The organism is Streptantibioticus parmotrematis, assembly GCF_019890615.1.
GTDB classification, from domain to species: domain Bacteria; phylum Actinomycetota; class Actinomycetes; order Streptomycetales; family Streptomycetaceae; genus Streptantibioticus_D; species Streptantibioticus_D parmotrematis.
Window position 1 is genome coordinate 110410 of record NZ_JAINVZ010000007.1, and the last position, 24680, is coordinate 135089.

The 24680-nt window shown below is 74.1% G+C and carries 21 protein-coding genes; 11 read left to right on the top strand and 10 right to left on the bottom strand.

Annotated elements, in window-relative coordinates; all coding sequences use genetic code 11:
• Positions 1-119: 119 nt before the first annotated feature.
• Together K7472_RS33695 and K7472_RS13095 are read right to left on the bottom strand one after the other, a co-directional pair.
• A complete protein-coding gene (locus K7472_RS33695; RefSeq protein WP_342673503.1) occupies positions 120-203 on the bottom strand; it encodes a putative leader peptide in 84 nt (27 codons plus the stop codon).
• A gap of 93 nt (positions 204-296) precedes the next feature.
• Entirely contained in the window at positions 297-896 is a 600-nt protein-coding gene (locus K7472_RS13095) for a GNAT family N-acetyltransferase (protein ID WP_222977368.1), read from the bottom strand.
• A 237-nt stretch (positions 897-1133) separates the two neighbouring features.
• On the opposite strand from K7472_RS13095, the gene K7472_RS13100 reads away from it, so the two are divergent.
• A complete protein-coding gene (locus K7472_RS13100; protein ID WP_222977370.1) occupies positions 1134-2597 on the top strand; it encodes a carbohydrate binding domain-containing protein in 1464 nt (487 codons plus the stop codon).
• Positions 2598-2607: 10 nt separating this feature from the next.
• On the opposite strand, the gene K7472_RS13105 is transcribed toward K7472_RS13100, so the two are convergent.
• Together K7472_RS13105 and K7472_RS13110 are read right to left on the bottom strand one after the other, a co-directional pair.
• On the bottom strand, positions 2608-3912 hold the full coding sequence (locus K7472_RS13105; RefSeq protein WP_308013890.1) for a GAF domain-containing protein: 1305 nt from the start codon (positions 3910-3912) through the stop codon (positions 2608-2610).
• Between the two features lie 377 nt (positions 3913-4289).
• Positions 4290-5927 carry an acyl-CoA dehydrogenase family protein gene (locus K7472_RS13110; protein WP_222977374.1) on the bottom strand — a complete coding sequence of 546 codons (1638 nt, stop codon included), beginning with the start codon at positions 5925-5927 and terminating at the stop codon, positions 4290-4292.
• Positions 5928-5945: 18 nt separating this feature from the next.
• Here K7472_RS13110 and K7472_RS13115 point away from each other — a divergent pair, with 18 nt between their 5' ends.
• Both K7472_RS13115 and rsgA read left to right on the top strand, forming a co-directional pair.
• Positions 5946-7259: a YihY/virulence factor BrkB family protein gene (locus tag K7472_RS13115; protein WP_222977376.1), complete on the top strand. Its 1314-nt coding sequence runs from the start codon at positions 5946-5948 to the stop codon at positions 7257-7259.
• A gap of 144 nt (positions 7260-7403) precedes the next feature.
• Complete coding sequence (gene rsgA, locus K7472_RS13120) at positions 7404-8474, top strand: ribosome small subunit-dependent GTPase A (RefSeq protein ID WP_222977378.1); 1071 nt, start codon at positions 7404-7406, stop codon at positions 8472-8474.
• A gap of 146 nt (positions 8475-8620) precedes the next feature.
• Here the strand turns inward: rsgA and K7472_RS33235 are convergent, their stop codons facing one another.
• Together K7472_RS33235 and K7472_RS13125 are read right to left on the bottom strand one after the other, a co-directional pair.
• On the bottom strand, positions 8621-8746 hold the full coding sequence (locus K7472_RS33235; RefSeq protein ID WP_289678988.1) for a hypothetical protein: 126 nt from the start codon (positions 8744-8746) through the stop codon (positions 8621-8623).
• A gap of 178 nt (positions 8747-8924) precedes the next feature.
• Positions 8925-9611 carry a PadR family transcriptional regulator gene (locus K7472_RS13125; protein WP_222977380.1) on the bottom strand — a complete coding sequence of 229 codons (687 nt, stop codon included), beginning with the start codon at positions 9609-9611 and terminating at the stop codon, positions 8925-8927.
• A 115-nt stretch (positions 9612-9726) separates the two neighbouring features.
• On the opposite strand from K7472_RS13125, the gene K7472_RS13130 reads away from it, so the two are divergent.
• From K7472_RS13130 to K7472_RS13140, 3 genes are all read left to right on the top strand, one after another.
• Positions 9727-10293 (top strand): hypothetical protein, encoded by a 567-nt coding sequence (locus K7472_RS13130; RefSeq protein WP_222977382.1) that lies wholly within the window; start codon positions 9727-9729, stop codon positions 10291-10293.
• Between the two features lie 126 nt (positions 10294-10419).
• Positions 10420-11820, top strand: coding sequence for a carotenoid oxygenase family protein (locus K7472_RS13135; protein WP_222977384.1), 1401 nt, complete (start codon positions 10420-10422; stop codon positions 11818-11820).
• A 109-nt stretch (positions 11821-11929) separates the two neighbouring features.
• Positions 11930-13363, top strand: a complete 1434-nt coding sequence (locus K7472_RS13140; protein ID WP_222977385.1) for a DNA-3-methyladenine glycosylase 2 family protein — start codon at positions 11930-11932, stop codon at positions 13361-13363.
• A 22-nt stretch (positions 13364-13385) separates the two neighbouring features.
• Here the strand turns inward: K7472_RS13140 and K7472_RS13145 are convergent, their stop codons facing one another.
• Complete coding sequence (locus tag K7472_RS13145) at positions 13386-14210, bottom strand: polysaccharide deacetylase family protein (protein WP_372457962.1); 825 nt, start codon at positions 14208-14210, stop codon at positions 13386-13388.
• Between the two features lie 409 nt (positions 14211-14619).
• Here K7472_RS13145 and K7472_RS13150 point away from each other — a divergent pair, with 409 nt between their 5' ends.
• From K7472_RS13150 to K7472_RS13160, 3 genes are all read left to right on the top strand, one after another.
• Entirely contained in the window at positions 14620-15324 is a 705-nt protein-coding gene (locus tag K7472_RS13150) for a response regulator (protein ID WP_222977389.1), read from the top strand.
• Positions 15325-15449: 125 nt separating this feature from the next.
• Positions 15450-16901, top strand: a complete 1452-nt coding sequence (locus K7472_RS13155; RefSeq protein WP_222977655.1) for an ATP-binding protein — start codon at positions 15450-15452, stop codon at positions 16899-16901.
• Complete coding sequence (locus tag K7472_RS13160; protein WP_222977392.1) at positions 16898-17572, top strand: hypothetical protein; 675 nt, start codon at positions 16898-16900, stop codon at positions 17570-17572. Before K7472_RS13155 ends, K7472_RS13160 begins: the two co-directional genes overlap by 4 nt.
• Positions 17573-17605: 33 nt before the next feature.
• On the opposite strand, the gene K7472_RS13165 is transcribed toward K7472_RS13160, so the two are convergent.
• A complete protein-coding gene (locus K7472_RS13165) occupies positions 17606-18088 on the bottom strand; it encodes a DUF456 domain-containing protein (protein ID WP_222977393.1) in 483 nt (160 codons plus the stop codon).
• A gap of 99 nt (positions 18089-18187) precedes the next feature.
• Between K7472_RS13165 and K7472_RS13170 the strand changes: the two genes are divergently transcribed.
• Entirely contained in the window at positions 18188-19645 is a 1458-nt protein-coding gene (locus K7472_RS13170; RefSeq protein ID WP_222977394.1) for a protein phosphatase 2C domain-containing protein, read from the top strand.
• Here the strand turns inward: K7472_RS13170 and K7472_RS13175 are convergent.
• The gene (locus K7472_RS13175) at positions 19603-22752 is read right to left on the bottom strand and encodes an alpha-mannosidase (RefSeq protein ID WP_222977396.1); all 3150 of its coding nucleotides are present in this window, start codon (positions 22750-22752) and stop codon (positions 19603-19605) included. The two genes, K7472_RS13170 and K7472_RS13175, sit on opposite strands and share 43 nt — an antisense overlap.
• 220 nt (positions 22753-22972) lie before the next feature.
• Between K7472_RS13175 and K7472_RS13180 the strand changes: the two genes are divergently transcribed.
• Entirely contained in the window at positions 22973-23410 is a 438-nt protein-coding gene (locus K7472_RS13180) for an ATP-binding protein (protein WP_222977398.1), read from the top strand.
• Positions 23411-23534: 124 nt separating this feature from the next.
• Here the strand turns inward: K7472_RS13180 and K7472_RS13185 are convergent, their stop codons facing one another.
• Positions 23535-24608 (bottom strand): DUF2637 domain-containing protein, encoded by a 1074-nt coding sequence (locus tag K7472_RS13185; RefSeq protein ID WP_222977401.1) that lies wholly within the window; start codon positions 24606-24608, stop codon positions 23535-23537.
• Positions 24609-24680 lie beyond the last annotated feature (72 nt).

Consider the following 24680-nt stretch of genomic DNA (forward strand, 5'->3'; position numbering starts at 1 on the left):
CGGGCGGCTCGGTACGGGGGCGCGGATCCACGGGGCCGCCCTGACCTGCGAGAACGGCGCAGCGGGGGCCCGCGCGTCAGCGGTGACGGGAGGGCGTGGGGCTCAAGTGGCGCTGGACGTCAGCTCGCCGGACAGATGGCGCTGGACATGCGGCCGAGGTCGACGTGCAGTCGACCTACCAAGGCGATTCCAGCGCGAGACATGACGGAAGCGTGGCACGGCGGTCTCGAGGCAGTCCACCAGTATCCACATAGTGGACTTCTATGGCTCGACAGGTGAGATGGATGTGGTGCCGGTCACGATGCCGCCGTGGTGGTTGACGCGGGGACGGCGGAGTGCCCCGCGGGGCCGGCCGCCGGGGCCGGGGACACCTCGGTGGCGAAGAGGCGGAAGCCGCGCCGCTCGTAGTTGGCCCGTGCGTACGGCCCGTCCAGGCTGCACGTGTGCAGCCACACCCGCTCGGTCGGCGCCTGCCCCGGCCGGCGTCCGGCCAGGTCCCAGGCCCGGGCGGTGCCGTACGACAGCAGATGCCCGCCGATGCCGAGCCCCCGGGACGCGGGCAGCAGTCCGAAGTAGACGATCTCGACCTGCCCGTCGTCCCGCGCCGCCAGCTCGATGTACCCGGCCGGGGTGCCGTGCCGGTAGGCGACCCAGGTCTCCACGCCCGGCTGCTCCAGGTACCGCTGCCACTGCTCGGGCGACCAGGGCAGGCGGTCCACCCAGGAGACGTCCGCGCCGACCGCGGTGTACAGGAACCGGCTGAACGCCGCGCACGGCACCTGCGCCCGGACGATCCGCACGCCCGCGTCCGCATCGGGGACGGCGGCGGGTGCGAGGTCGGCGGGGGAGGTCTGTTCGAGCGACCAGGTGGTCACGGCGGCGGCGCGGCTGTCCATGCGGACCACCCAACCACGGTTCGGGCGCGGGTGTGGCGGTGGCGCGGACGGCGGTGCGGCGGGGGTGCGGACGGCGGCGCGGCGTGGCGCGGACGGCGGGCGCGGCGTAGTGCGGACGGCCGTGCCTGCGGGGCCCGTTCGCATCGTGCCCGAACCCTTGACGCCTCCGTTGGTCTAGTCCAACTTGAGGGGTGCGCTGCCCCGCTCACCCCCACCCCCCTCAGGAGGCGCATCGCCATGCCCACGGAACGCCGACCGCAGCACCGCAGACGGGCGTTGACCGCCGCCACCGCCGTCGCCGCGTTAGGCCTCGCCGGCGCGCTGACCGCCGCGCTGCCCGGCCACGCCCACGCCGACGACGCAGGCATCCAGAACGCGGGCTTCGAGTCCGGCACCCTGTCGCCGTGGTCGTGCGACGGCTCCACCGGTTCGGTCGCCTCGGGCGCCCACACCGGCTCGTACGCGCTGCACGCCACGCCCACCGCGAGCGACACCGCCCAGTGCGCGCAGACCGTCGCCGTCCAGCCCAGGACCACCTACACGCTGGCCGCCTGGGTGCAGGGCTCCTACGCTTACCTCGGCGCGAGCGGCACCGGCGGCACCGACCCGAGCACCTGGACCTCCGGCAGCGGTTCCGGCTGGCAGCAGCTGAGCACCACGTTCACCACCGGCGCGTCCACCTCCAGCGTCAGCGTCTACGTGCACGGCTGGTACGGCCAAGGCGCCTACGCCGCCGACGACTTCACCCTCGCCACCGGCACCGGGGGCACGCCCACCCCGACGCCGACCCCCACCCCCACGCCGACCCCCGTGCCGCCCTCGGTGCCGGTGCACGTCGCCCCGTACGTCGACATGGGCGCCTGGCCGACCCCCACCCTCAGTGACCTGTCCTCCGGCGGCGGCCTGAAGGACTTCACCCTCGCGTTCGTCACCTCCGTCGGCTGCAAGGCGTCCTGGTTCAACGCCTACGACCCGCGCACCGCTTGGGGGAAAGACCAGATCGACGCCGTCCGCGCGGCGGGCGGCGACGTGAAGATCTCCTTCGGCGGCGAGTCCGGCATCGAACTGGCACAGGCCTGCACCGACGTGACCTCGCTGTTCAACGAGTACAACGCGGTGGTCGACGCCTACGACCTCAGTTACGTCGACTTCGACATCGAGGGCGCGGCCGTCGCCGACCAGGCGTCCGTCGACCGCCGTTCGCAGGCCATCGCGATGCTCCAGAAGGCGCACCCGGGGCTCAAGGTGTCGCTGACGCTGCCGGTGCTGCCGGAGGGCCTGACCTCGGACGGAATCAACGTGGTCAAGTCGGCGATCAACGCGGGCGTCGACATTGACCTGGTCAACGTCATGGCCATGGACTACTACCGCAGCGGCGTCGACTACGGCACCGCCGCCACCCAGGCCGCGCAGGCCACCCACGACCAGCTCGCCGCGCTCTACCCGGACAGGACCGACGCGCAGCTGTGGTCGATGGTCGGCGTCACCCCGATGATCGGCCAGAACGACGACGGCAACGTCTTCTCGCTCGACGACGCCCGCCAGTTGGTGAGCTTCGCGCAGAGCAAGCACCTGGGCATGCTGGCCTTCTGGGAGGAGACCCGGGACGCCAACGCCTGCACCGGCGCCCTCTACAAGTGCACCGACGTCACCCAGAACCCGTACGACTTCTCGAAGATCTTCGCGCAGTACACCGGCTGACCCGGCCCCTTCAGCCGCTCCGGGGCGGGCGAGCGCCGGGCCCGCCCGCCCCGGAGCCACCAGCGCCCGCGTCCGCGCGGTGCCGCTCCCGCAGCACCACCGGCGCGGTCGAGAACGGCAGCAGGTCCAACGGGTCGGCGGGACGCCGCAGTTGGACCTCGGTCTCGTCGGCGAAACGGTACGGCCGGTGCGCCAGCACCCCCGCCAACGTCCGCCGCAGCCGGGAGAGTTCGGCCCGTACCGTCACCGTGCGCGTCGCGTCCCCGAACAGGTCGGCGGCCAGCTGCGCCGCGGTACTGCCCTCCCGGCGCAGCGCCAGCGCCAGCAGCAGTTCGGCGTGGCGCGGACTGAGGTTCTGCGACCACTGGCCGACCGCCCCGCACACCGTCACCGACCACGACCTGGGGTGCGACAGGTCCACGACCACCCGCCCGGCCGCCACCGGCTCCCGCTCCCCGCCCGGATCGACGCGCACCAGCCAGCCGCCCGGCAACGGCTCCAGCGCGCACCGGCCGAACGCGGGCAGCCACATCTCACCGGCCGCCGGCCGCTCGGGCAGCGCGATCCGGTCCACCGGCGCCATCCCGGTGACCGCCGCCGTCCACCCGTCCCGGTCCACCGCGATCGCCCTGCCGCCGGTGCGGGCCAGCACCGGCGCGGCGACCGACCGCAGCCGCCCCACCGACTGCCAGTGCCGGGCGCGCAGTTCGCCCTCGGCGACCTTGGCGACCGCGGTCACCAGCGCGAACATCGCCGAGGGGCGGCAGTCGGCGGGCGAGGTCACGTTCACCACGCCCAGCAGCCGCCCGTCGCACGGGTCGTGCAGCGGCGCCGCCGCACAGCTGAGCCCGTGGTAGGCGCGCACGAAGTGTTCGGAGGCGTGCACCAGGATCGGCTTGCGGGCCACCAGCGTGGTGCCGATGCCGTTGGTGCCGGCCACCTCCTCCAGCCAGCCGGTGCCCTCGACCAGCTCCAGGCGGTCCGCGCTGCGCCGCATCGACCGGCTCCCGTCGCGCCACAGCACCCGGCCCTCGGTGTCGCAGACCAGCATCAGATGGCTGTCGGCGTCCGACAGCGCCGACAGCCCGTCGCGCAGCGTCGGCAGCATCTCCCGCAGCCGGGTGTTGCGGCGCAGGCCCTCCAACTCGTCCAGCGGCAGGTAGCTGGGCCGGTTGCGGCGGTCGGGATCGAGGCCGCTGCGCAGCGTGCGGTGCCACGACTCGCCGATCAGCGGTCTGGGCGCGCCGCCCTGGCCGGACGACGCCGCCCGCCCACCGGTCGTCCCGAACGCGGCCTGCCCCTCCACCGAAGCCACTGACTCGCTCCCCCCATGTCGTTCCGCGTCGGCCGGACGCCGGGTGGCTCGCGCCCGCAACCCCCCGTCGCGAGACTTGCAACGTACTGCAACTGTTGTGTGTCGTCTGTGCCCTGACGGAGAGTTGGGCGGGGCCACGTCAGCAGCCCAGACCCCCTCCGGGCCGCTGACCGCGGACCGGGGGTGGTGCCGAGTCGGCGCGGCACCACCCGTATTCTTCTGCCTCCTGCCACGTCCGCGCCCCCCAATCACCCGAACAGGGGACACAGCAAGGGGTTTGCGCGGACGGCGTACGAAGAGCGAACGGCCGGGGAAGAGGGGGCGCCTCGATCGCCGTGTGCGCCCCCGCCCGCGTGCCGGTCACGCCATGGCGGCGCTCACTCCACGACCGGGCGCGCCCGGTCCACCACCGCCGCCAGGTCCAGCGTGTGCGGCAGCGTGCCGAAGGCCGTACCCCAGTCGCCGCCCAGCCGGGACGCGCAGAACGCGTCGGAGACCGGCGCGGGCGCGTACCGCACCAGCAGCGAGCCCTGGAGCACCACCGCCATCCGCTCCACCACCCGCCGGGCCCGCGCCTCGACGCCCTCCAGGTCGCCCAGTTCCGTCAGCAGGTCCTTGACCGCCGCGTCCAGCCGGTGGTCGGCGCCGCGCGCCTGCCCGATCTCCACCAGGAACGCGTTCAGCGCCTGCGGTTCCCGCTGCATCGCGCGCAGTACGTCGAGCGCCTGGACGTTGCCCGAGCCCTCCCAGATCGAGTTCAGCGGCGACTCGCGGAACAGCCGCGGCATGCCCGACTCCTCCACGTAGCCGTTGCCGCCCAGGCACTCCAGCGCCTCCCCGGCGACCGCGGGACACCGCTTCGTCACCCAGTACTTGGCGACGGGCACCGCGATCCGCCGCAGATGCCGCTCGTGCTCGCCGTCCGCGTCGTACGCCGCCGCCAGCCGCAGCGCCAGCGTGGTCGCCGCCTCCGACTCCAGCGCCAGGTCGGCCAGTACGTTGCGCATCAGCGGCTTGTCGATCAGCGGGCCGCCGAACGCCTCCCGGTACGCGGCGTGGTGCGTCGCCTGCGCGACCGCCTGCCGCATCAGCGCCGCCGAACCCGACACGCAGTCCAGCCGGGTCGCCGCGACCATCTCGATGATGGTGGCGACCCCGCGCCCCTCCTCGCCGACCCGGCGCGCCCAGGTGCCGGAGAACTCCACCTCGGACGAGGCGTTGGAGCGGTTGCCGAGCTTGTCCTTCAGCCGCTGGATGGCGAACGGGTTGCGGGTGCCGTCCGGCAGCACCCTCGGCAGCAGGAAGCAGGTCAGCCCGCCCGGCGCCTGCGCCAGCACCAGGAAGCCGTCCGACATCGGCGCGGAGCAGAACCACTTGTGGCCGGTCAGGACGTAACAGCCCTCCTCGGCCAGCGGTTCGGCCCGCGTGGTGTTGGCCCGCACGTCCGAGCCGCCCTGCTTCTCCGTCATCCCCATGCCGAACAGCGCGCCCGGCTTGGCGCCCGGCGCCATCAGCTCCGGCTCGTAGGTCCGCGAGGTCAGCCGCGGCTCCCACTCGGCGGCCAGCGACGGCTCCGCGCGCAGCGCGGGCACCGCGGCGTGCGTCATCGACAGCGGGCAGCCGTGGCCCGCCTCGGCCTGCGTCCAGGTGATGAAGCCGGCGGTGCGCCGCAGGTGGCCGTCGGGACGGGCCCAGGCGGTGGTGAGCCCGGCCGACACCGCGTGCCCCAGCAGCCGGTGCCAGCTCGGGTGGAAGTCGACCTCGTCGATCCGGTGGCCGTAGCGGTCGTGGGTGCGCAGCACGGGCGAGCAGGCGTTCGCCTCCTCGCCCCAGCGCTGTGCCTGCGCCGAGCCTGCGGAACGGCCCAGTTCGCTCAGCTCGGAGGTGATCTCGTCCAGTCGTTCGGGCGCGGCGTGTCGTGCGACGCCCTCGGTGAGGGCCGGGTCGGACGCGTAGACGTCGTATGCGACCAGGGGCGGAACCTGGTTCGTCACCGTGTGTGTAGGGACTGCCATGACAGCTACGGTAGGCAGGTGCACGCAGCAGAGGGAACACCACCGAGGAGACCGGGGAGGTTGCACCGGGCCCGCGCCCTGTACGCGGAGGTCTCCAAGCGCAAAGTGCTCTGGCTGCTGGTGAAGGACACCTTCGACGCGTGCATGGAGTACCGCGTCACCGGCCTCGCCGCCGAGGCCGCCTTCTTCGTGCTGATGTCGCTGCCGCCGCTGCTGCTCGGCCTGGTCGGCGCGCTCGGCTACCTCGACACCGCGCTCGGCGCCCACACCATCGACCACATCCGGCAGAACATCCTGACCGCGTCCGGCACCGTCCTGTCGGGCAAGGGCGTCAACCAGCTGGTGCGCCCGCTGGTCGACACGGTCTTCCGGCGCGGGCGGCCCGACATCATCTCGGTCGGCTTCGTCATCGCCCTGTGGTCCGGCTCCCGCGCGGTCAACGTCTTCGTCGACACCATCACCATCATGTACGGGCTGGAGGGCCGCCGCGGCATCATCCGCACCCGGCTGCTGTCCTTCGGGCTCTACGTGGTCGCGCTGGTCGTCGGCGCGGTCGTGCTGCCGCTGCTGGTGGCAGGACCTGACGCGGTCGTGAACTGGATCCCGCACAGCGCGGGGACGGTCCGGGTGCTGTACTGGCCGGTCGTCCTGGTGCTGTCCATCGCGTTCCTGACGACGCTTTACCACGTTTCCGTACCGGTGCGCTCGCCCTGGCTGGAGGACGTGCCGGGGGCGCTGGTGGCGCTGCTGATGTGGGTGCTCGGCAGCTTCCTGCTGCGCATCTACCTCACCCACACCGTCGAGGGGCCCACCCTGTACGGCTCGCTGGCGGCGCCGGTCGCGGTGCTGCTGTGGATCGGCGTGTCCGCGTTCGCCGTGCTGGTCGGCGCCGCGGTCAACGCCGCCGTCGACCGCGTCTGGCCGTCGCTGGCCACCGCCACCGCGCGCGAGGAGCGGGCCCGGGCCAACGAGGCGGCCGCGGCGGAGGTCGTGGCCCGGGCCGCCGCCCGGCGCGCCGGACGCCGGTACGGGGAGACGGCGGGGGAGTCCGACGACGAGGACGAGGACGACGAAGAGGGCGAGGACGACGGCTCCGACACCGGGGACGACGGCGAGCCGCCCTCCGAATTCCCCGAGCGCTGGGCCGACTTCCTGCCCCCCGACGACGTACGGTCCCGGCTGCGCAAACACCACGAGCCCGGCGGCCAGGGGAAGCGGCGACTCGAACGGGACGAGGGGAAGCACCGGGGTAACGGGGACTCAAGGGACTCCCGGGACGGCGGGGCGCCGCCCGGCGACAAATCGGTGGACGGCGACGAGGACGATCAGTAGCGTCGCCCGCGACATCGAAGAGCAGGCCCCCAGCGGCACGCGTGAGCGAGGAGGAGGTGGGACCCATGGCCGTCATCGCGCCGGGCACCGCCCGTACCCGTACGACCGTTCCTCAAGCCTCGCTCACCTCGAAGGGCCTTCCCCTTGAACTCCACGCTCTCCGGCTACGGCTGGGACAGCACGCTCGACACTGACTTCACGCCGCACGCCGCCCGGGGCCTCGTCCCCGCCCGCGTGCTGCGCGTCCACGGCACCCTCTGCGACGCCATCACCGGCGAAGGGCCGGTGCGCGCCGACATCTCACCGGTGACCTCGCCCGACCCGACCCGCTGGGTCTGCACCGGCGACTGGGCCGCGCTGGACACGACCGGCGACCCGGTGCTGGTGCGGGCGCTGCTGCCGCGCCGCAGCGCCATCGTCCGCAACGGTTCCTCCAAGCGGTCGGACGGCCAGGTGCTGGCCGCCAACGTCGACCACGTGGTGGTCGCCGTCTCGCTCGCCACCGACCCCGACCTCGGCCGGGTCGAACGCTTCCTCGCCCTGGCCTGGGAGTCCGGGGCCCAGCCGCTGGTCGTGCTCACCAAGTCCGACCTGGTCCCCGAACCGCAGCTCGGCCACCTCGTCGCCGACACGCAGGACGCGGCCCCCGGCGTCCCGGTGCTGGCGGTCAGCGCGGCGACCGGCGCCGGACTCGACACCCTGGCCGCCTCCCTCACCGGCGGCACCACGGTCCTGCTCGGGCAGTCGGGCGCCGGCAAGTCCACCCTGGCCAACGTCCTGACCGGCCGCGACACCCAGCTCGTCCAGACGATCAGGGACGCCGACGGCAAGGGCCGGCACACCACGACCAGCCGCGACCTGCTGCCGGTCCCCGGCGGCGGCCTGGTCATCGACACGCCCGGGCTGCGCGGCGTCGGCATGTACGACGCGGAGTCCGGGGTGGAGCGGGTCTTCGCCGAGATCGAGGAACTGGCCCGGGACTGCCGGTTCCACGACTGCGCGCACACCGCGGAACCGGGCTGCGCGGTCCTCGGCGCCGTCGAGGACGGCGTGCTGGGACAGCGCAGGCTCGACAGCTACCGCAAACTGCTGCGGGAGAACGCCTGGATCGCCTCCCGCACCGACGCCCGGCTGCGCGCGGAACAGCGCCGCGAGTGGAAGCGCAGGGCGGCGGTCGGCCAGGCGCAGAGCGCGGCCAAGCGCGGCGGAGCCTGAGGAGTCCGCTCCGGGCGTGGCACGAACGCCTCCGGCGGGGCGAGGCTTCCCTCCGGCGGGGCCTGAGGCATCCGCTCCGGCAGGGCCTGAGGCATCCGCTCCGGGCGCGGCCCGAACGCCTGTTGACCGGTCCCTGACCCGTCCCGTCAGCCGGCGCCGTTGTGGCGCCGGCGGCGGGCGGTGATGGGGCTGCCCTCGTGCCAGAACGTGTAGAGCACGGTGCCCACGCCGAGCGCGACGATCACGACGCCCAGCACGATCGTGTAAACCATGGGCTCCTCCAGGGAGTTGGCGCGGGCTTCACGCGGTCTTCACGGCTGCTCCGTGCCCGTGACATTCCCGTGAGGAGGGCTCCCCACACCATCACTTGTCCTTCGCGCGGGAATTCGGCACGAACGAACAGGTTTCCGCCGGGAGTTGGGCCCCGGGCGCCTCGGGCCGGACGGCCGGTCAGCGACGGGACGTGGAGTTGACCGCTCCCGCTGCTCCTGCTCCTCCCGCCGCCCCCGTCGCGCCGTCGCCGTTCGCGCCCTCCGGGCCGCCTTCGGCCTCCCCCTCCCGCGCCTTGCCCGTCCTGCCTGTCTTCCCCGTCTTGCCTGTCTTGCCTGTCTTGTCGTGCGTGGCCGAGTTGACCCGGTCGGCGGCCCAACTCGCCCAGTGGTGAACGGTGTCGGTGACTCTTATCCCGTACTCCAGCGCCAGCCGCCCGTTGGCCGCCAGCGGATGGTCGTCGTCGGCCGTCGGGTCGCGCAGCGCGAGCAGTTGGTCGTGGTAGGCCGAGGCGGCGGCGGCCCGGCGTTCCAGGAAGGTGCGGGCCTTGTCGGGGGCGACCTGGTCGAGGAAGAAGACGCGCAGCAGCATCCCGTCGCGACGCGGCCGTTCGGGCTCCACCTCGGTCATCCAGTGGTGGAACTCCTCGCGCCCGGTGTCGGTGATGGCGTACTCCTTGCGCCCGCGCGGGCCCTCGGCCCGGACCGTGACGAGTCCGGCGTCGGTCAGGCGGCCCAGCTCCGTGTAGAGCTGGCTCTGCGTGGCGGGCCACACGTTCGCCAGTGACTGGTCGAAGGTCTTGAGCAGGTCGTATCCGCTGGCCGGCCCGTATGCCAGCAGTCCCAGTACCGCGTGTCGAAGGCTCATGGAGGGAATTCTACCTTCCAGCATTGACATGTCGAGCAGGGAAGCTCTACCTTCGACATGTCAACAGTGGAATGTCGGTCCGAGGAGGACCGGCGTCCGGCCTCGGGGGGTTCCCATGCTCGGCTTCATCCGTCCCTTCCTGCCCTGGATCGCGTACTCGGTCGTGGCCTCCGCGCTCGACTGGCGCTGGGGCGCGCTGGTCGGCCTGCTGTGGACCGCGGGTGAGCTGCTGAGCGCCCGCCGCTCCGGCCGCGGCTGGGACTCGCTGGTGATCGAGGTCTGCTCGTCGCTCTACTTCGTGATCGTGGTGGCGGTCGCCTTCGCCGAACCGCACTCGTCCGCCCGCCCCTACATCCAGGCCGCGTCGTCGCTGTGGCTGGCGCTGGCGGCCTGGGGCTCCCTGGCGATCCGGCGGCCCTTCACCCTCGGCATAGCCAAGCAGACGGTGCCGGCCGAGTTCTGGAACAACCCGGTCTTCTACCGCGTCAACGCGGTCATCACCTCGGCCTGGGCCATCAGCTTCACCCTCAGCGGCGCCGCGATGTTCGCCCTGCGTGCCACCCACGGCTCCGACTCCCTGGTCACCCTCGTCACCATCGCGGGCTTCGTGGTCCCGGCCGTCTTCACCGCCCGCTACCCCGCCGCCGCCCGGGCCCGCGCCGCCGCCGCGACCCAGGCCTGACCCCGGCTCCCGGAGCGCCTGACCCCGGCGCCCCGAGCGTCCTTCGACCCCGTACCGCCTCCCGCGCGACCCCGTACCGCCCCCCGCGCCGCCCGCGACGCCTCGCCACCTCACCGAGGAGGAACCATGACGACCAGCCAGACCACCTCCACGTCCCCTTCCATGGGGTCGTCCACCTCGACCGGATCGTCCGCCCCGCGCTACCTGACCGGTCACTTCGCCCCGGTGCCCGACGAGACCGAGGGCTTCGGCCTGGAGGTCACCGGCACCCTGCCGCCCCAGCTCAACGGCCGCTACCTGCGCAACGGGCCCAACCCCCGCCCGGGGGAGGACCCCGGACACTGGTTCGCGGGCGCGGGGATGCTGCACGGCGTCAGGCTGCGCGGCGGCCGCGCCGAGTGGTACCGCAACCGCTGGGTGCGCACCCGCAAGCTCGAAGGCGCCCCGTTCTTCCGTCCCGACGGCACCCCGGACCGGGCCGCCGTGACCGCGAACACCCATGTCATAGCCCACGCGGACAAGCTCTTCGCCCTGGTGGAGAGCGGCTTCCCCTACGAGGTCACCCCCGATCTGGACACCGTCGGGCCCTGCGACTTCGGCGGGCGGCTGACCACCGCGATGACCGCCCACCCCAAGGAGGACCCGGTCACCGGCGAACTCCTCTTCTTCGGCTACAGCCCGGTGCCCCCCTTTCTGACCTACCACCGGCTGTCGGCGGCGGGGGAGTTGGTGGAGAGCCGCCAGGTCGAGGTCCCGGCGGGCACGATGATGCACGATTTCGCGATCACCGAGCACTACGTGGTCTGGATGGACCTGCCGGTCGTCTTCGACCTCACGCTGCTCGGACAGGGCATGCCGACGCGCTGGGACGACGGCTACGGCGCACGGCTGGGGCTGATGCGGCGTGACGGCGCGGGCGAGGTGCGCTGGTTCGACATCGACCCCTGCTACGTCTTCCACGTGGGCAACGCGTACGAGGACGCCGCCGGGCGGATCGTGCTGGACGCGGTGCGCTACTCCCCGGCGGGATTCGCCGCGCTGTGGAAGCCGATCGGCGGCGCGGTCGAGGACCCGTCGGTGACCGGGCGCCTGCCGGAGGCGGACCAGGCGGCGTGCCTGTACCGCTGGCGGCTCGACCCGGCCACCGGCACGGTGGGCGAACAGGCGCTGGACGACCGCGAGGTGGAGTTCCCCACCCTCGACGACACCCTCACCGGGCGGCCCAGCCGCTACCTCTACACCGCCGCCGAGCACGCGATCGTCAAGTACGACACCGTTTCCGGCACGTCGCACGCGTACGACACCGGTGCGGACTCCGCTCCGGGGGAGGCGGTCTTCGTGGCGGATGACGGCGCCGCCGAGGAGGACGGGGGGTGGCTGCTGTCCATCGTCTCCGACCGGGCGGGCCACGGTTCGCGACTGCTGGTGCTGGACGCCCGGGAGATGACCCCGGTGGCCACCGTGACCTTGCCCCGCCGGGTCCCGGCGGGCTTCCACGGCAGCTGGATACCGGACGCGCGGGCGTAGCCCGGCCGACGGCCGGGGGCGTCACCCGCCACCCGTCACCCGCACGTTGCCAAGGCCGCGTCTGATTTCCGCCAGTCGTGCGAGCCGGGGATGACGGAGACTGGAAGACGTGATCGACGCGGAGACCGGATACCAGGCGGTGCGCAGCCGTGACGCGCGGTTCGACGGGGTGTTCTTCACGGCGGTGCGGACCACCGGCATCTACTGCCGCCCCAGCTGCCCGGCCGTCACCCCCAAGCGGCACAACGTCAGCTTCTACCCGACCGCCGCCGCGGCCCAGTCCGCCGGATACCGGGCCTGCCGCCGCTGCCGCCCGGACGCGGTGCCCGGCTCACCGGAGTGGGACGTGCGCGCGGACCTGGTCGGCCGGGCGATGCGGCTGATCCGGGACGGCGTGGTGGACCGCGACGGGGTGGCGGGGCTGGCGGAGCGCCTGGGCTACAGCGAGCGGCAGGTGCACCGGCAGCTGACCGCCGAGGTCGGCGCGGGACCGGTCGCCCTCGCCCGGGCGCAGCGCGCGCAGACCGCGAGAGTGCTGTTGCAGACCACGGCGCTGCCGATCACGCAGGTGGCGTTCGCGGCCGGGTTCGCCAGCGTGCGGCAGTTCAACGACTCGATCCGCGAGATCTACGACCGCACCCCCACCGAACTGCGCGCGGCCGCACCCGCCCCGCGCCCCGGCCGCACCCCTGCCGGAGCGGGCCGCGCCGTCCTGTCGCTGCGGCTGGCCCACCGCGGTCCGTACGACGCGGCGGCCGTCTTCGACTACCTGCGGCGGCACGCCGTGCCCGGGATCGAGGAAGTGGTCGGCGCACCGGATTCCCGCCGCTATCGGCGCACCCTGCGCCTCCCGCACGGCGCCGCGGTCGCCGAGGTCGCGGAGCCGAACGCCGCGGCCCGTGCCGGGAGTTGGCTGGAGTGCCGACTGCGCCTGAGCGACCTGCGCGACCTGACGACGGCCGTGCAGCGGGTGCGCCGGTTGTTCGACCTGGACGCGGACCCCGGAGCCGTGACGGCGCGGCTGGGCGCGGATCCACTGCTCGGGCCGCTGGTCGCGGCCCGGCCGGGCCTGCGTTCACCGGGCTCGGCGGATCCGGCCGAGACGGCGCTGTGCGCGGTCGCGGGTTCGCCGCGGGCGGCCGGGGACCTGGTGGCGGCGTACGGCGACCTGCTGCCGGGCGGGGCGGACGGCGGGCTCACCCATCTGTTCCCGACCGCGGCGACGCTCGCCGACGCCTACCCGGCGGAGTACGTGGACCCCGCGGTGCGCGCGGTGGCCGCCGCGCTCGACGACGGCACGCTGCGGCTCGACCCCGGCGCGGACCGCGAGCGGTCGGCCGGGGCGCTGCGGGCGCTGCCCGGCGTCGGACTGTGGACCACCGGATACGTGCGGATGCGGGCGCTGGGCGACCCGGACGTGTTCCTGCCGACCGGAGTCGTGGACGAGGAGACCGCCGAGCGCTGGCGGCCCTGGCGCTCGTACGCCCTGCACCACCTCTGGCAGGCCGACCGCGAGCGCTCCGCCGCGGTCGGGGCGTCCTGACGGCCGCACCGGTGCGGCTCGTTCAGCGCACCGGGAAGCTGAAGCCGTAGCCCTGCTGCCTGAGCCAGGGCAGGATCTCCTTGAGCGCCGCGACGGTCTGGCCGCGGTTGCCGCCGCCGTCGTGGAAGAGGACGGTCGGGCCGTTGGGCAGTTCGCTCTTGAGGGTCTTGACGATGGTGGGCACGCCCGGGCGGTCGAAGTCCTTGGTGTCGACGTTCCAGCCCAGCGGGCGCATGCCCTGGGACGCCGCGATCTGACGGCTGTACGGGGTGAAGGCGCCGCCCGGCGCGCGGTAGTACATCGGCTTCACCCCGCCCGACGCCTTCTCGATCATCTGCTCGGCGTCCAGGATCTCCTTGGACTGGTAGGAGTCCGGCATGTGGTCCATGGACGTGTTGTGCGACACGGTGTGGTCGCACAGCCGGTTGCCGTCCGCCACGACCTGCCGGACCACCTCGGGGTGCGCGGCGGCCTGCGGGCCGATCATGCAGAACGTGGCCTTGACGCCGTTCTCCTTCAGCACCTGGAGCACCTTCGGCGTCCACACCGGGTCCGGGCCGTCGTCGATGGTGATGTTGACCGCCTTGCCGCCGGTGGCCGCCGCGTGCGCGATGTCCATGTTGACCAGCGGCGCCGGGAGCTTCGGGTCCGGCACCGAGGTCTGCCCGGGGACCGGGGCCGCCGCGCCGTGCGACGAGGACGGACCGGAGGCGGCGGACGAGGCGGGGGCCGCGCCGGTCCGGTGCGAGGGCTCGCCCGCCTGGGCGGTCCACACCCCGGCCAGCACGCCCGCCGCCGCCAGCCCCGCCACCGAGGCCGCCGCGATCCTGGCCCGCCGACGCCGCACGTGCCGCCCGGGCCCGCCGCCGAGCAGACCGCCGCCCGCCCCCGGCCACTGACCCCCGCCGCCGTTGCCGTTCCCGTACGAGCCGGGGCCCTCGCCGCCACCGTTTCCGTACCAGCCGGGGTCGTCGCCGCCCCCGTTGTCGTACGGGCCGGAGCCCTCACCGTTCGCGTTCCAGCCCTCGCTGCTGCCGGGTGTCCGGTCCTCGCCGCTCAACCCGCCCCGCACCCGCGCCATCTCAAGCCCTCCCGGTCCCGCTCGCTGGCGTCCCGTGTGCGGACGCCGTGTCTTCCTGCCGTGGCGGTGCCCGCGGTTCTCGAAGGACGCGGGCACGGTCGGGGAGACGCCGGAAGCCCTGGCCTTGGATGCGCTTGTTGCTATTTCCTCATATTCGGCCTTAATACTGGGCCGCATGTCGCGAGTGCTGCTGATCGAGGACGACCCCGCCGTACGCCACGGGGTGAGCCTCGCCCTGCGCCGCCGCGGCCACGAGGTCGAGGCGGCGGCGACCGGCGAGGACGGGCTGAGGGTGCTGGACACCTTCCGGCCCGAACTGGTGCTGCTCGACCTGATGCTCCCCGGCGCCTCGGGCTTCGAGATATGCCGCCGTATCCGCGACACCCGCCAGCTGCCGATCATCATGCTCACCGCGCGCGGCGACGACATCGACATCGTGCTGGGCCTGGAGGCGGGCGCCGACGACTACATCGTCAAGCCCGCGCGCGGCGAGGTGCTGGAGGCCCGCATCCGCGCCGTGCTGCGCCGCACCGCGCCCGCCGAGGCCGGGGACGCCGCCGGGGTGCTCACCCCCAGCACCGTGGAGACCTACGGCGAGCTGGCCATCGACCGCGCCGGGCTGATCGTCGCCAAGAACGGCCAGGACCTCGCGCTGCCGCCGTCCGAGATGAAGCTGCTGCTGTACCTGTCCGCCTCGCCCGGCCAGGTCTTCAGCCGCCAGCAGTTGCTGGAACGCGTCTGGGAGCACAGCTACCACGGCGACTCCCGGCTGGTGGACGCCTGCGTGATGCGGCTGCGGGCCAAGGTCGAGGACAACCCGCGCGCCCCGAAGTACGTCCAGACGCTGCGGGGCTTCGGCTACCGCTTCGGCCCGCTGTGACCGAGCCCGCTGTGACCGAGCCCACCGCGCCCGCCGCCTCCCCGACCGCCGATGCCCCAGTCTCCGTCGCCGCCGCCCCGTCCAACCCGTCCGAGCCCACCCGCGCCCGCCGCGCGTGGCGGGCGCTGCGCGGCAGCGTGCGCGGGCTGCGGGCCCGGCTGGTCGTCGCCTTCCTGCTGGTCGCCGCGGTCAGCTCGCTCACCACCGCGGCGCTCACCTTCCGTGAGGCGAGACGCGCGATCCTCCAGCGCAGCCAGGACACCGCCGTCAACGCCCTGCGCGCCCAGGTCGACTCGCTCGCCCCCGACCTGACCTTCCCGCCCAGCCAGGCGGCGCTGGAGAACTTCGTCCACCAGATCAACGGCGGCGGGCAGGCGCAGGGCTGGACCGCGTACGCGACCTACGGCGACGAGACCACCGCCCCCGACGTGGCGGACACCGCGCCCGAGGCCATCACCTCGGGCCTGCGCGACGCGGTCAGCAAGCGGGGCGTGCCGGTCTTCCAGCGCGTCGACGTCGCGGGCCGCCCGTGGCTGGCGATCGGCATGCCCGTCACCTACGCGGGCGGCGAGCGCGAGCAGTCCGGCCTCGCGGTCTACGCCGAACTGCCGCTGACCGCCGAGAAGACCAACATCGACGCGCTGATCCAGGCCGCGGAACGCGGTGCGCTGCCCGCCCTCGCGCTGTCCCTGGTGCCCGCGCTGCTGGCCGCCCAGGGCGTGCTGCGTCCGGTACGGAAGCTGCGCAGGGCCGCGGGCGACCTGGCGGCGGGACGGCTCGACACCCGGCTCGGGGTGCGCGGCGGCGACGAACTCGCCGAGTTGTCGCGCTCGTTCAACCACATGGCCGCCACCCTGGAGGAGAACGTCATCGAGCTGCGCCGCCTGGAGGCCACCGCACGGCGCTTCGCCTCCGACGTCTCGCACGAGCTGCGCACCCCGCTGGCCGCGATGACCGCCGTCACCGACGTGCTCGACGAGGACGCCGACACCCTCGACCCGGACACCGCCGCCGCCGTGCGGCTGGTCAGCGAGGAGACCGGCAAGCTGGTGCGGATGGTGGAGGACCTGATGGAGGTCTCCCGGTTCGACGCGGGCGCCGCCGCGCTGCACCTGGACGAGGTCGACGCGGCGGAGACCGTGCGCAAGTCCCTCCATGCACGCGGCTGGCTGGACCAGGTCAGGGCCGAACTCCCCGAGCACACCCGGGTGTCGCTCGACCCGCGCAGGATCGACGTGGTCGTCGCCAACCTGGTCGGCAACGCGTTGCGGCACGGCGGCGGGCCGGTCCGCGTCACCCTGCGCACCACGCCCCGCGCGGCGGACGGCACCGGCCGCCTGGTCATCGAGGTCGCCGACCGCGGTCCGGGGATCGCCCCCGAGGTGCTGCCGCACATCTTCGAGCGTTTCTACAAGGCCGATGCCGCACGCGCCCGTTCCGAGGGCAGCGGCCTCGGCCTCGCCATCGCCGCCGAGAACGTCCGGCTGCACGGCGGCGAACTACGGGCCGCCAACGCGCCCGGCGGCGGCGCCGTCTTCACCGCCGACATGCCGTTGCGACCCCTGGAGCAGTCATGAACGCGGCGAGGCGGCCGACCGCCGCGGTCTCCCGGCTCGCGGCGAAGCGGCTGATCACCGCGTCCTGTCGGCGTACCGCGAGGCGGCTGATCGCCGTCGTGCTCGGGCCGGTCGCCCTGCTCGGCGCGCTCACCGGCTGCGGGATCGCGCCGACCGGCGTCATCGAGGCGGGCGAGCCCGCGAGCGGGGTCCAGCCGCCGGGCAAGCCGAAGGAGGCCGTGGTCCGGCTGTTCTTCCTCTCCGCGGTCGGGCTGCGCCCCGCCTCCCGGCCCGCCGCCGGGATCGTCGACCCGCAGCAGGCGATCGACCTGCTGCTCGCCGGGCCCAACAGCGCCGAGCTGGCCCGTGGCCTGACCACCGAGATCGGTCCCGCGGTCGGCGGCGCCAAGGTGGTCTCCGCGCCCGGCTGGGTCCGCGTCGTGCTGACCTCCAACGCGGGCCAGCTCACCTCCGGCGCGGTCAGTCAGCTGGTCTGCACGGCGGCGAGCGCGGCCGAGGCGGCGGGCGACGGTTCCGCGTCGAACGTGGACGTCACCGTGGCAGGCGGCGACACGGCCCTCAAGCCGGTCCGGTGCACCACCCCGGCCACCGCCGTCCCGCAGCCGCCCGCCCCCACCGAGGCGGTGCCCACGGGCCCGTCGCAGAGCACGTCGGCGCCGCCCGCGCACTGACCCGCCCGCGCGTCCCCCGCCCGCCCACCGTCCTCAGGTCGCCAGGACCGCGCCCAGCCAGGCGCCCGCGACGAGCAGGCAGCTGAACAACTCGGCCAGCACCGAGAGCCCCACCGCGCGCATCGCCCGCCGCGTCGAGACCCGTGCGGCGCCGTGACTGCCGAGTCGGACGCGTTCCTGCGCGTAGATCGCGCCGACGAACGCCGGGATCGCGCCGAGCACCGGGACGGCGAAGAACGCGGCGATCGCGCAGACCCCGGCCAGTGCCAGGGTCTGCCGGGTGATCCCGGCCTCCCGGGCCCGCCGTCCCGGCGCCAGCCACTTCCCCGCCTGCCCGGCCGCCAGCACCACGGCCGAGCCGAACAGCACGTACCAGGCGAGCGCGGTGTGCACGGCACCGGCCCACCACAGCGTCGCCGCCCAGCACACCAGCGGGCCCGGCAGCCCCGGAGCCAGGACCGCGAGCAGCCCGGCGAGCATCGCCAACCCGACAAGGCACAGCTGTGCGGTCCCCATGCGCACAGCCTGCCCCAAGCGGTGGGCGAATCGCGGTGATCCCGCGCGGGATCCGTCAACTACCGCCTCTCCGGGTGCGTCCCGGTGGACAATAGGGACATGAGTCCCCTGGGGGAGTCCCGTCGCCAGGCGGAGGACGCGTGGTGGCGTGAGCTCTACGACAACGGCGACAGTGACGAGCTGCTGGAACGCATGCCGGACGAGGCGGAGGCAGGTGAGGCGCTCGATGACGCTTCGGGCGCGCCGCCCAGCGGCCCGGCGGACGGCGACACGGGTGACGTCGAGGACGCCGTGGGCGACGCGCTCGGCGATCCGCTGCGCGACTCGCTGGACGCCCACTTCGCCTCCGCGCTCACCGCCTCCGGTGGCCCGCCGCAGTCGTTCCCGCGGCTTCGGCCGCCGCGCGAGGCTCCCGACGACGAGTCGTCGCCCGACACGCTCCGGCTGCGCAGACCCGTGCTGCCCGAGCCGCGCGAGCCCGAAGCGCCGGCGGCCGAAGCACCGGCGGCCGAAGCACCGGCACCCGAGGCGACGCCCGTGGCCGGCCCCGAGACGGACGCCCCGGACGACGGCGCCCCGGACGACCACGGCCCGCATGACGACGGTCCGCAGCACGGCGCGCCGCACGACGGCGGCCACGACCCCGCCCCCGCACTCGGGCCCGCCGCCGCACCGCCCCGGCTCGTGCACGTGGGCGACCGTCCGCCGACCTACGATCCTGAGCCCACCGCCTGGCCGCAGGCCGATCCGGAGCGGCTGGGCGCGCTCGAACCCGACACCGTGCTGGACGGCGCCCGCTACGGCGCGTTGACGTTGCGCGCGGTCTCGGTGCGCGGTGACTCGGCGCGCTACCGGGGCCGGGCGCGCTCCGACACGCTGCTGACCGCGCGGTTCGGCGGCGGGGCCGACGCGTTGCTGTTCGTCGCGGTCGCCTGCGGCACCAGGGCGGCGGGGGACGACGGGCACCGTGCGGCGCGCGAGGCGTGCCAGGCCATCGGCGCCGCGGTCGGCCGCAGCCACGCCCGGCTCGCCGAGGACGTGCGCGCCGCCCGCCGCACCGCGCTCAGGTCAGGACTGCAGCGCCTCGCCGACCGCGCCTACGGCAAGCTGCGCGCGGTGCCGGGCAGTGACCTGGGTGAGCCCGAGGGCGAACGGGACCACGACGGCGGGGAGTTCGCCGCCTCGCTGCGCTGTCTGCTGCTGCCCGCCGATCCCGAGTGCGACACGCGGGTGTTCTTCGGCGTGGGCGCGGGCGGGCTGTTCCGGCTGCGCGACGGGGTGTGGCAGGACCTCGACCCCGACTCCGGCGACCCCGGCGCGGATCCGGCGGCGTTCCGCTTCCGGGCCTCGGCCGCCCGGCCCGACGACGTGCTGCTGCTGTGCGGGGCCGGGTTCGCCGAGCCGGTGCGCGAGGTCCCGGCCCTGGCGGCGCGGCTCGCCGAGCGCTGGGGCCCGCCCCAACCCCCGCCGGGACTGGCCGAGTTCCTCGCCGACGCGCAGACCCGGGTCAAGGGCTACGCGGACGACCGCACGGTGGTCGGCGTCTGGGAGGAGTGACCCACCGCCAGCCGCAGCGTGAGGATCTGGAACGGCCGCAGCCGCAGCGTGAACGCCGCGCCCTCGCCGTCCGCGAGCGCCCCCGCGCGTTCCGCCGCCCGCAGCGGCCGTTCCAGCAGATCCGTCACGTCGGCGCGGGCCACGGGGAACCGGGTGGTCACGGTGGTGGTGACGCGGGTGCCGCGCGACTCGTAGAGCCGTACGACGACGTCGCCGGAGCGGTCGTCGGCCAGCTTGACCGCCTCGACGGTGACGGCCGGGTCGTCCACGCCGATCAGCCCCGCGACGCTGCCGCCGCTCCCGGGCGCGGACGGTCCCGTGCCGTTCTCGGTCACCCGCAGCGGCAGGTTGACCGCGAGCCCTTCGGCCACCGCGTCGCCGGTGTCCGCGCCGGGCAGCAGCGCGTAGGAGAAGCGGTGCGTGCCCTGGTCGGTCTCCGGGTCGGGGCTGTGCGGCGCGCGCAGCAGCGTCAGCCGTACCGTCGTCCCCACCCCTTCCGGGTGCGGCGTGCGGGTCACGTCGTGGCCGTAGGTGGAGTCGTTGAGCAGCGCGATCCCGTAGTCCGGCTCGGCCACCCGCACCCAGCGGTGCGCGCAGGTCTCGAACCGGGCCGCGTCCCAGCTGGTGTTGGTGTGCGTGGGGCGCTGGACGTGCCCGAACTGGATCTCGGACGCGGCCCGTTCGGCCTGCACGTCCAGCGGGAAGGCGGCCTTGAGGACCTTCTCCGACTCGTGCCAGTCGACCACGGTGTCGATGTCCACGCGCCGCGCGCCCGCACGCAGAACGATGTCCTGGGTGACGCGCGAGGAGTCGCCGACCCGGCGCACCACCCGGACCACCGCGCGCAGCGGCCCGTCCTCGGCCGACTGCACCGACTCGGCCTCCGTCAGGTCGGTCCCGCGCCGCCGGTAGTGGCGGTCGATGTCCCAGGCGTCCCACTTGTTGGGGTGGTCGGGGTGGAGCCGCAGCAGGTTGCCGCGCGCCCCCGGGGCCAGCGCCTCGCGGCCCGCGGCCTTGTCGCGTACCGAGGACAGCAGCCCGTCGCGGTCCACCACGATCCGCAGTGCGGCGTTCTCCAGCACGTACGAGCCGTCCCCGGCCGCCGTCACGGAGACCCGCGCGTCGCCCGGCGCCTCCCCGGCGACCGCCGCGCCCAGGGCGGGGACCGCGGCCCAGGCGGTGCGGCCGTCCGGCAGCGCCACCGGCTCGGAGCGCGGGTAGGGCGAGGCGTTGAACACCACCGGCGCACCGGCCGGGGCGATCACCCGGACCGCGTCGGCGACGAGCGACTCCAGCTCCCGGCGCACCTCTTCGTACGTCTCCCGCGCTTCCCGGTGCACCCACGCGATGGACGAGCCCGGCAGGATGTCGTGGAACTGGTGCAGCAGCACCGTCTTCCACAACCGGTCCAGGGCGTCGTACGGATAGGAGTACGCGGGATCGGCCAGCGCGGCCGTCGTCGCCCACAACTCGGCCTCGCGCAACAGGTGTTCGCTGCGGCGGTTGCCGCGCTTGGTGGCCGCCTGCGTGGTGTAGGTGGCGCGGTGCAACTCCAGGTACATCTCGCCGGACCACACCGGCGCCCGCTGCCCGTACTCCTGCTCGGCGGCGGCGAAGAAGGCGGACGGCGGCTCGACCTCCACCCGGGGCGAGCCTTCCAGCGACCGGGTGCGCCGGGCCTTCTCCAGCATCTCGCGCGTCGGCCCGCCGCCCCCGTCGCCGTAGCCGAACGGCACCAGTGAACGGGTGGCGAGTCCCTTCTCCGCGAACTGCCGCACCGCGCGGGCCAGTTCGTTGCCACGGATGCCGCTGTTGTAGGTGTTGACCGGTGGGAAGTGGGTGAAGACGCGGGAGCCGTCGATGCCCTCCCACCAGAAGGTGTGGTGCGGCATGCGGTTGGACTGGTTCCACGACAGCTTCTGGGTGAGGAACCAGCGGATGCCGGCGAGCTTCGCCAGCTGCGGGAACGCGGCGGTGTAACCGAAGGAGTCCGGCAGCCAGATCTCCTCGGTCTCCACGCCGAACTCCTCCAGGAAGAAGCGCTTGCCGTGCGTGATCTGCCGCACCAGCGCCTCGCCGCCGGGCATGTTGGCGTCCGACTCCACCCACATCGACCCCACCGGAGTCCAATTGCCGTGCTGCACGGCCTCCTTGATGCGGCGCCAGATGAGCGGCTGATGCTCCTTGACCCACGCGTACTGCTGCGCCTGGGAGCACGCGAAGACCAACTCCGGGTATTCGGTGGCCAGTTGCGTGACGTTGGCGAAGGTGCGGGACGCCTTGCGGACCGTCTCGCGCAGCGGCCACAGCCAGGCCGAGTCGATGTGCGCGTGGCCCACCGCGCTCAGCCGGTGCGCGCTGGCGTGCGCGGGACGCGACAACACGCCCGCCAGCTCCGCCCGCGCGCCGGCCGCCGTGCCCGGCACGTCGTGCAGGTCGAGCGCGTCGAGGGCGAACTCCAGCGCCCGCAGGATCTCGTGGCGCCGCGGGTCCTCCGGCGACAGCTCGCGCATCAGTTCCGAGAGCACCTCGACGTCGAGCACCAGGTGCCACACCTCGTCCGAGCGCACCGCCAGCCGCGCGTACCCGAAGCGGTACAACGGCTCGTCGCCCGAGGTCAGCACGTCGCCCAGCGGGGTCGGGCGGAAGCCGTCGCGCAGCACGGCCGGGTTGGCCGCCGCCTCCAGCAGCAGCCGCACCGGTTCGCCGCCGCGCGCCGGGGCGGCCACGGGGACGTGCCGGTTGAGCGGGTGCACGCCCTTGACCGGCACGCCGTCGGCGTCGTACACCAGCCCCTCCGCCTGGAAGCCCGGCCCGCCACCGGCGAACCCCGGGTCGAGCAGCACCTCCACCCGGCGCCCCGCCCACTCCCGCGGCACCTCGCCCTCGATGCGGAACCAGCTGGTCGACCAAGGCGAGCCCCACGCCGTGCCCGGCGCGAACGGCTCGTAGCGCGCCCGTAGCGCTTCGGCCACCGGGACCGGCTCGCCCGGGGCGTGCCAGGCGCTCACCGCGAGGTCCGTCCACTCCGGGTGGACGGCGGGCCTGACGAACTGGTCAAGCGCCCGTTCCAGACGCCCTTCGACCAGCGCGCGGTCGTCGTGCATCGGGGGACCTCCTCGGGGCCGGGGGATGGAGCACTCCTCTCACACCCTTCCCCGGACCGCCCTGCGGCGCACCCCCTCGTCCCGCCTTGTCCGTTGTCCGCTCTTCGTCCGCTGCTGTCCGGAATCCAGCGATCGGGGGGAGTGGACCGTGGGGGGATGGGCATGAATCCCGCGACACTGTTCGAAGGGGGACCGAGTGGCGGGGGCGGATACGGAGCCGATGGATCGGGGCCCGGGCGACGTGCTCGCGCGGGACGTCGCAGCGCCGGAGCGCGAGTTGCGGCACGAGTTGCGGCACGCGGACCTGCCGGCGGTGGCGGAGGTACGACGGCTGTTACGCGACCGGCTCAGTCAGTGGAAGGTGCCGGACCTGATCGACACCGCCGAACTGCTGGCCAGCGAGGTCGTGACCAACGCGCTGGTGCACACCGACCGCGGCGCGGAGCTGACCGCCCGGCTGACGGAGGGCGGCTGTCAGCGGCTACGAGTGGAGGTGCGGGACTACGTGGCCCGGCGGCCCAAGGTGCGCCGGGCGACCGACCACGCGGCGCACGGCCGGGGCCTGCTGCTGGTGCAGGCGCTCGCGGACCGGTGGGGGGTGCGGGCGCAGGAGGTCGGCAAGGTGGTGTGGTTCGAGCTGACGCAGAAGGCGAGCTGACCCAGAGGGCGAGCTGCCGCCCGTCGCGCAAGGCGGGCCGCGCGGGCTGACGCACACGCTTGAGCCCCGCCGTCCGTCCGGCGTGCCGGAAGGGGGCGGGGCTCACGCGGCGAGCGCGGGGGCGTCAGCCGAACTGCCGCTCCAGGTCCTTCAGTTTGGCCTCCAGCGAGTCCAGCCGCGGCAGCGCCTGGGTGTCGTCCTCGGCCGTCAGATCGACCACTCCTTTGTCGGACGCGGTGGTCGTGCTCCCCCCGGACGTGCCCTCACCGGAGACCGGCTGGAGCGCGGGGCGGCGGCGCACCGGCAGCTCGGCGTCTATGGCAGGCTCCGCGACGTCGGCCGGGGAGGCCGGGGTGCTCGCCGCGGGCAGCTCCACCTGGCGCCCTCCGCGCGGCCGGATCCACCCGCCGTGGTGCTGCCGGGTTATGGCCTTGAGCCGGGCGCGCTCCAGGCGGTCGTGGTCGCGGCGGCGCAGGCGGTTCTCCTCGCGCTCCCGCTGCTCCTCGCGGACCTCCTCGACCGCCTCGTCGAGGGTGCGCACGTTCTCCAGCAGCATCAGCGACCACGCCTTGTACGTCTCGCGCGGCGCCCGCAGCCAGCGGACCATCCGGATCTGCGGCAACGGCCGCGGCACCAGGCCCTGTTCGCGCAGTGCCGCCCGGCGGGTCTGCTTCAGCGCGCGGTCGAAGAGCACCGCCGCCGACAGCGACATGCCCGCGAAGAACTCCGGCGCCCCCGCGTGGCCGAAACCACGCGGCGCGTGCACCCAGTTGAACCACGCCGACGCCGCCGCGAAGGTCCACACCAGCAGGCGCGAGCCGAGCGCCGCGTCACCGTGGCTGGCCTCCCGCACCGCGAGCACGGAGCAGAACATCGCCGCGCCGTCCAGCCCGAACGGCACCAGGTACTCCCAGCCGCCGGACAGATCGAGGTTCTGCTGACCGAAGCCGACCAGACCGTGGAAGGACAGCGCGGCGGCCACCGCGGCGCAGCAGAACAGCAGCACGTAGGAGGCGCTGCCGTACATGGCCTCCTTCTTGCGCCGCCGTTCCTCGCCGCGCTCCCAGGAGTCCAGCGCGGCGTCCTGGGCGGCCTTGGCCTTGCGGCCGCGCACCACCACCAACACGGCCGCCGCCAGGACCGCGAGGCCCACGACGCACGACAGCGTCCAGTCCAGCGATATGTCCGTAAGTCTCATCTGGTCGGTCCCTTAAGTCATCTGTCTTCGCGCTGCGCGCCATCCTGACGAATGACCCGCGTTCTTGGGGTG

Bases quoted from the DNA above. Each gene is read 5' to 3' on its own strand.
- K7472_RS13160 (WP_222977392.1), top strand. From the start codon at position 16,898: ATGAACGCGGCGAGGCGGCCGACCGCCGCGGTCTCCCGGCTCGCGGCG.
- K7472_RS13185 (WP_222977401.1), bottom strand. From the start codon at position 24,608: ATGAGACTTACGGACATATCGCTGGACTGGACGCTGTCGTGCGTCGTG.
- K7472_RS33695 (WP_342673503.1), bottom strand. From the start codon at position 203: ATGTCTCGCGCTGGAATCGCCTTGGTAGGTCGACTGCACGTCGACCTC.
- K7472_RS13165 (WP_222977393.1), bottom strand. From the start codon at position 18,088: ATGGGGACCGCACAGCTGTGCCTTGTCGGGTTGGCGATGCTCGCCGGG.
- K7472_RS33235 (WP_289678988.1), bottom strand. From the start codon at position 8,746: ATGGTTTACACGATCGTGCTGGGCGTCGTGATCGTCGCGCTCGGCGTG.
- K7472_RS13125 (WP_222977380.1), bottom strand. From the start codon at position 9,611: ATGAGCCTTCGACACGCGGTACTGGGACTGCTGGCATACGGGCCGGCC.
- K7472_RS13135 (WP_222977384.1), top strand. From the start codon at position 10,420: ATGACGACCAGCCAGACCACCTCCACGTCCCCTTCCATGGGGTCGTCC.
- K7472_RS13170 (WP_222977394.1), top strand. From the start codon at position 18,188: ATGAGTCCCCTGGGGGAGTCCCGTCGCCAGGCGGAGGACGCGTGGTGG.
- K7472_RS13175 (WP_222977396.1), bottom strand. From the start codon at position 22,752: ATGCACGACGACCGCGCGCTGGTCGAAGGGCGTCTGGAACGGGCGCTT.
- K7472_RS13130 (WP_222977382.1), top strand. From the start codon at position 9,727: ATGCTCGGCTTCATCCGTCCCTTCCTGCCCTGGATCGCGTACTCGGTC.
- K7472_RS13150 (WP_222977389.1), top strand. From the start codon at position 14,620: ATGTCGCGAGTGCTGCTGATCGAGGACGACCCCGCCGTACGCCACGGG.
- K7472_RS13095 (WP_222977368.1), bottom strand. From the start codon at position 896: ATGGACAGCCGCGCCGCCGCCGTGACCACCTGGTCGCTCGAACAGACC.
- K7472_RS13180 (WP_222977398.1), top strand. From the start codon at position 22,973: ATGGATCGGGGCCCGGGCGACGTGCTCGCGCGGGACGTCGCAGCGCCG.
- K7472_RS13100 (WP_222977370.1), top strand. From the start codon at position 1,134: ATGCCCACGGAACGCCGACCGCAGCACCGCAGACGGGCGTTGACCGCC.
- K7472_RS13110 (WP_222977374.1), bottom strand. From the start codon at position 5,927: ATGGCAGTCCCTACACACACGGTGACGAACCAGGTTCCGCCCCTGGTC.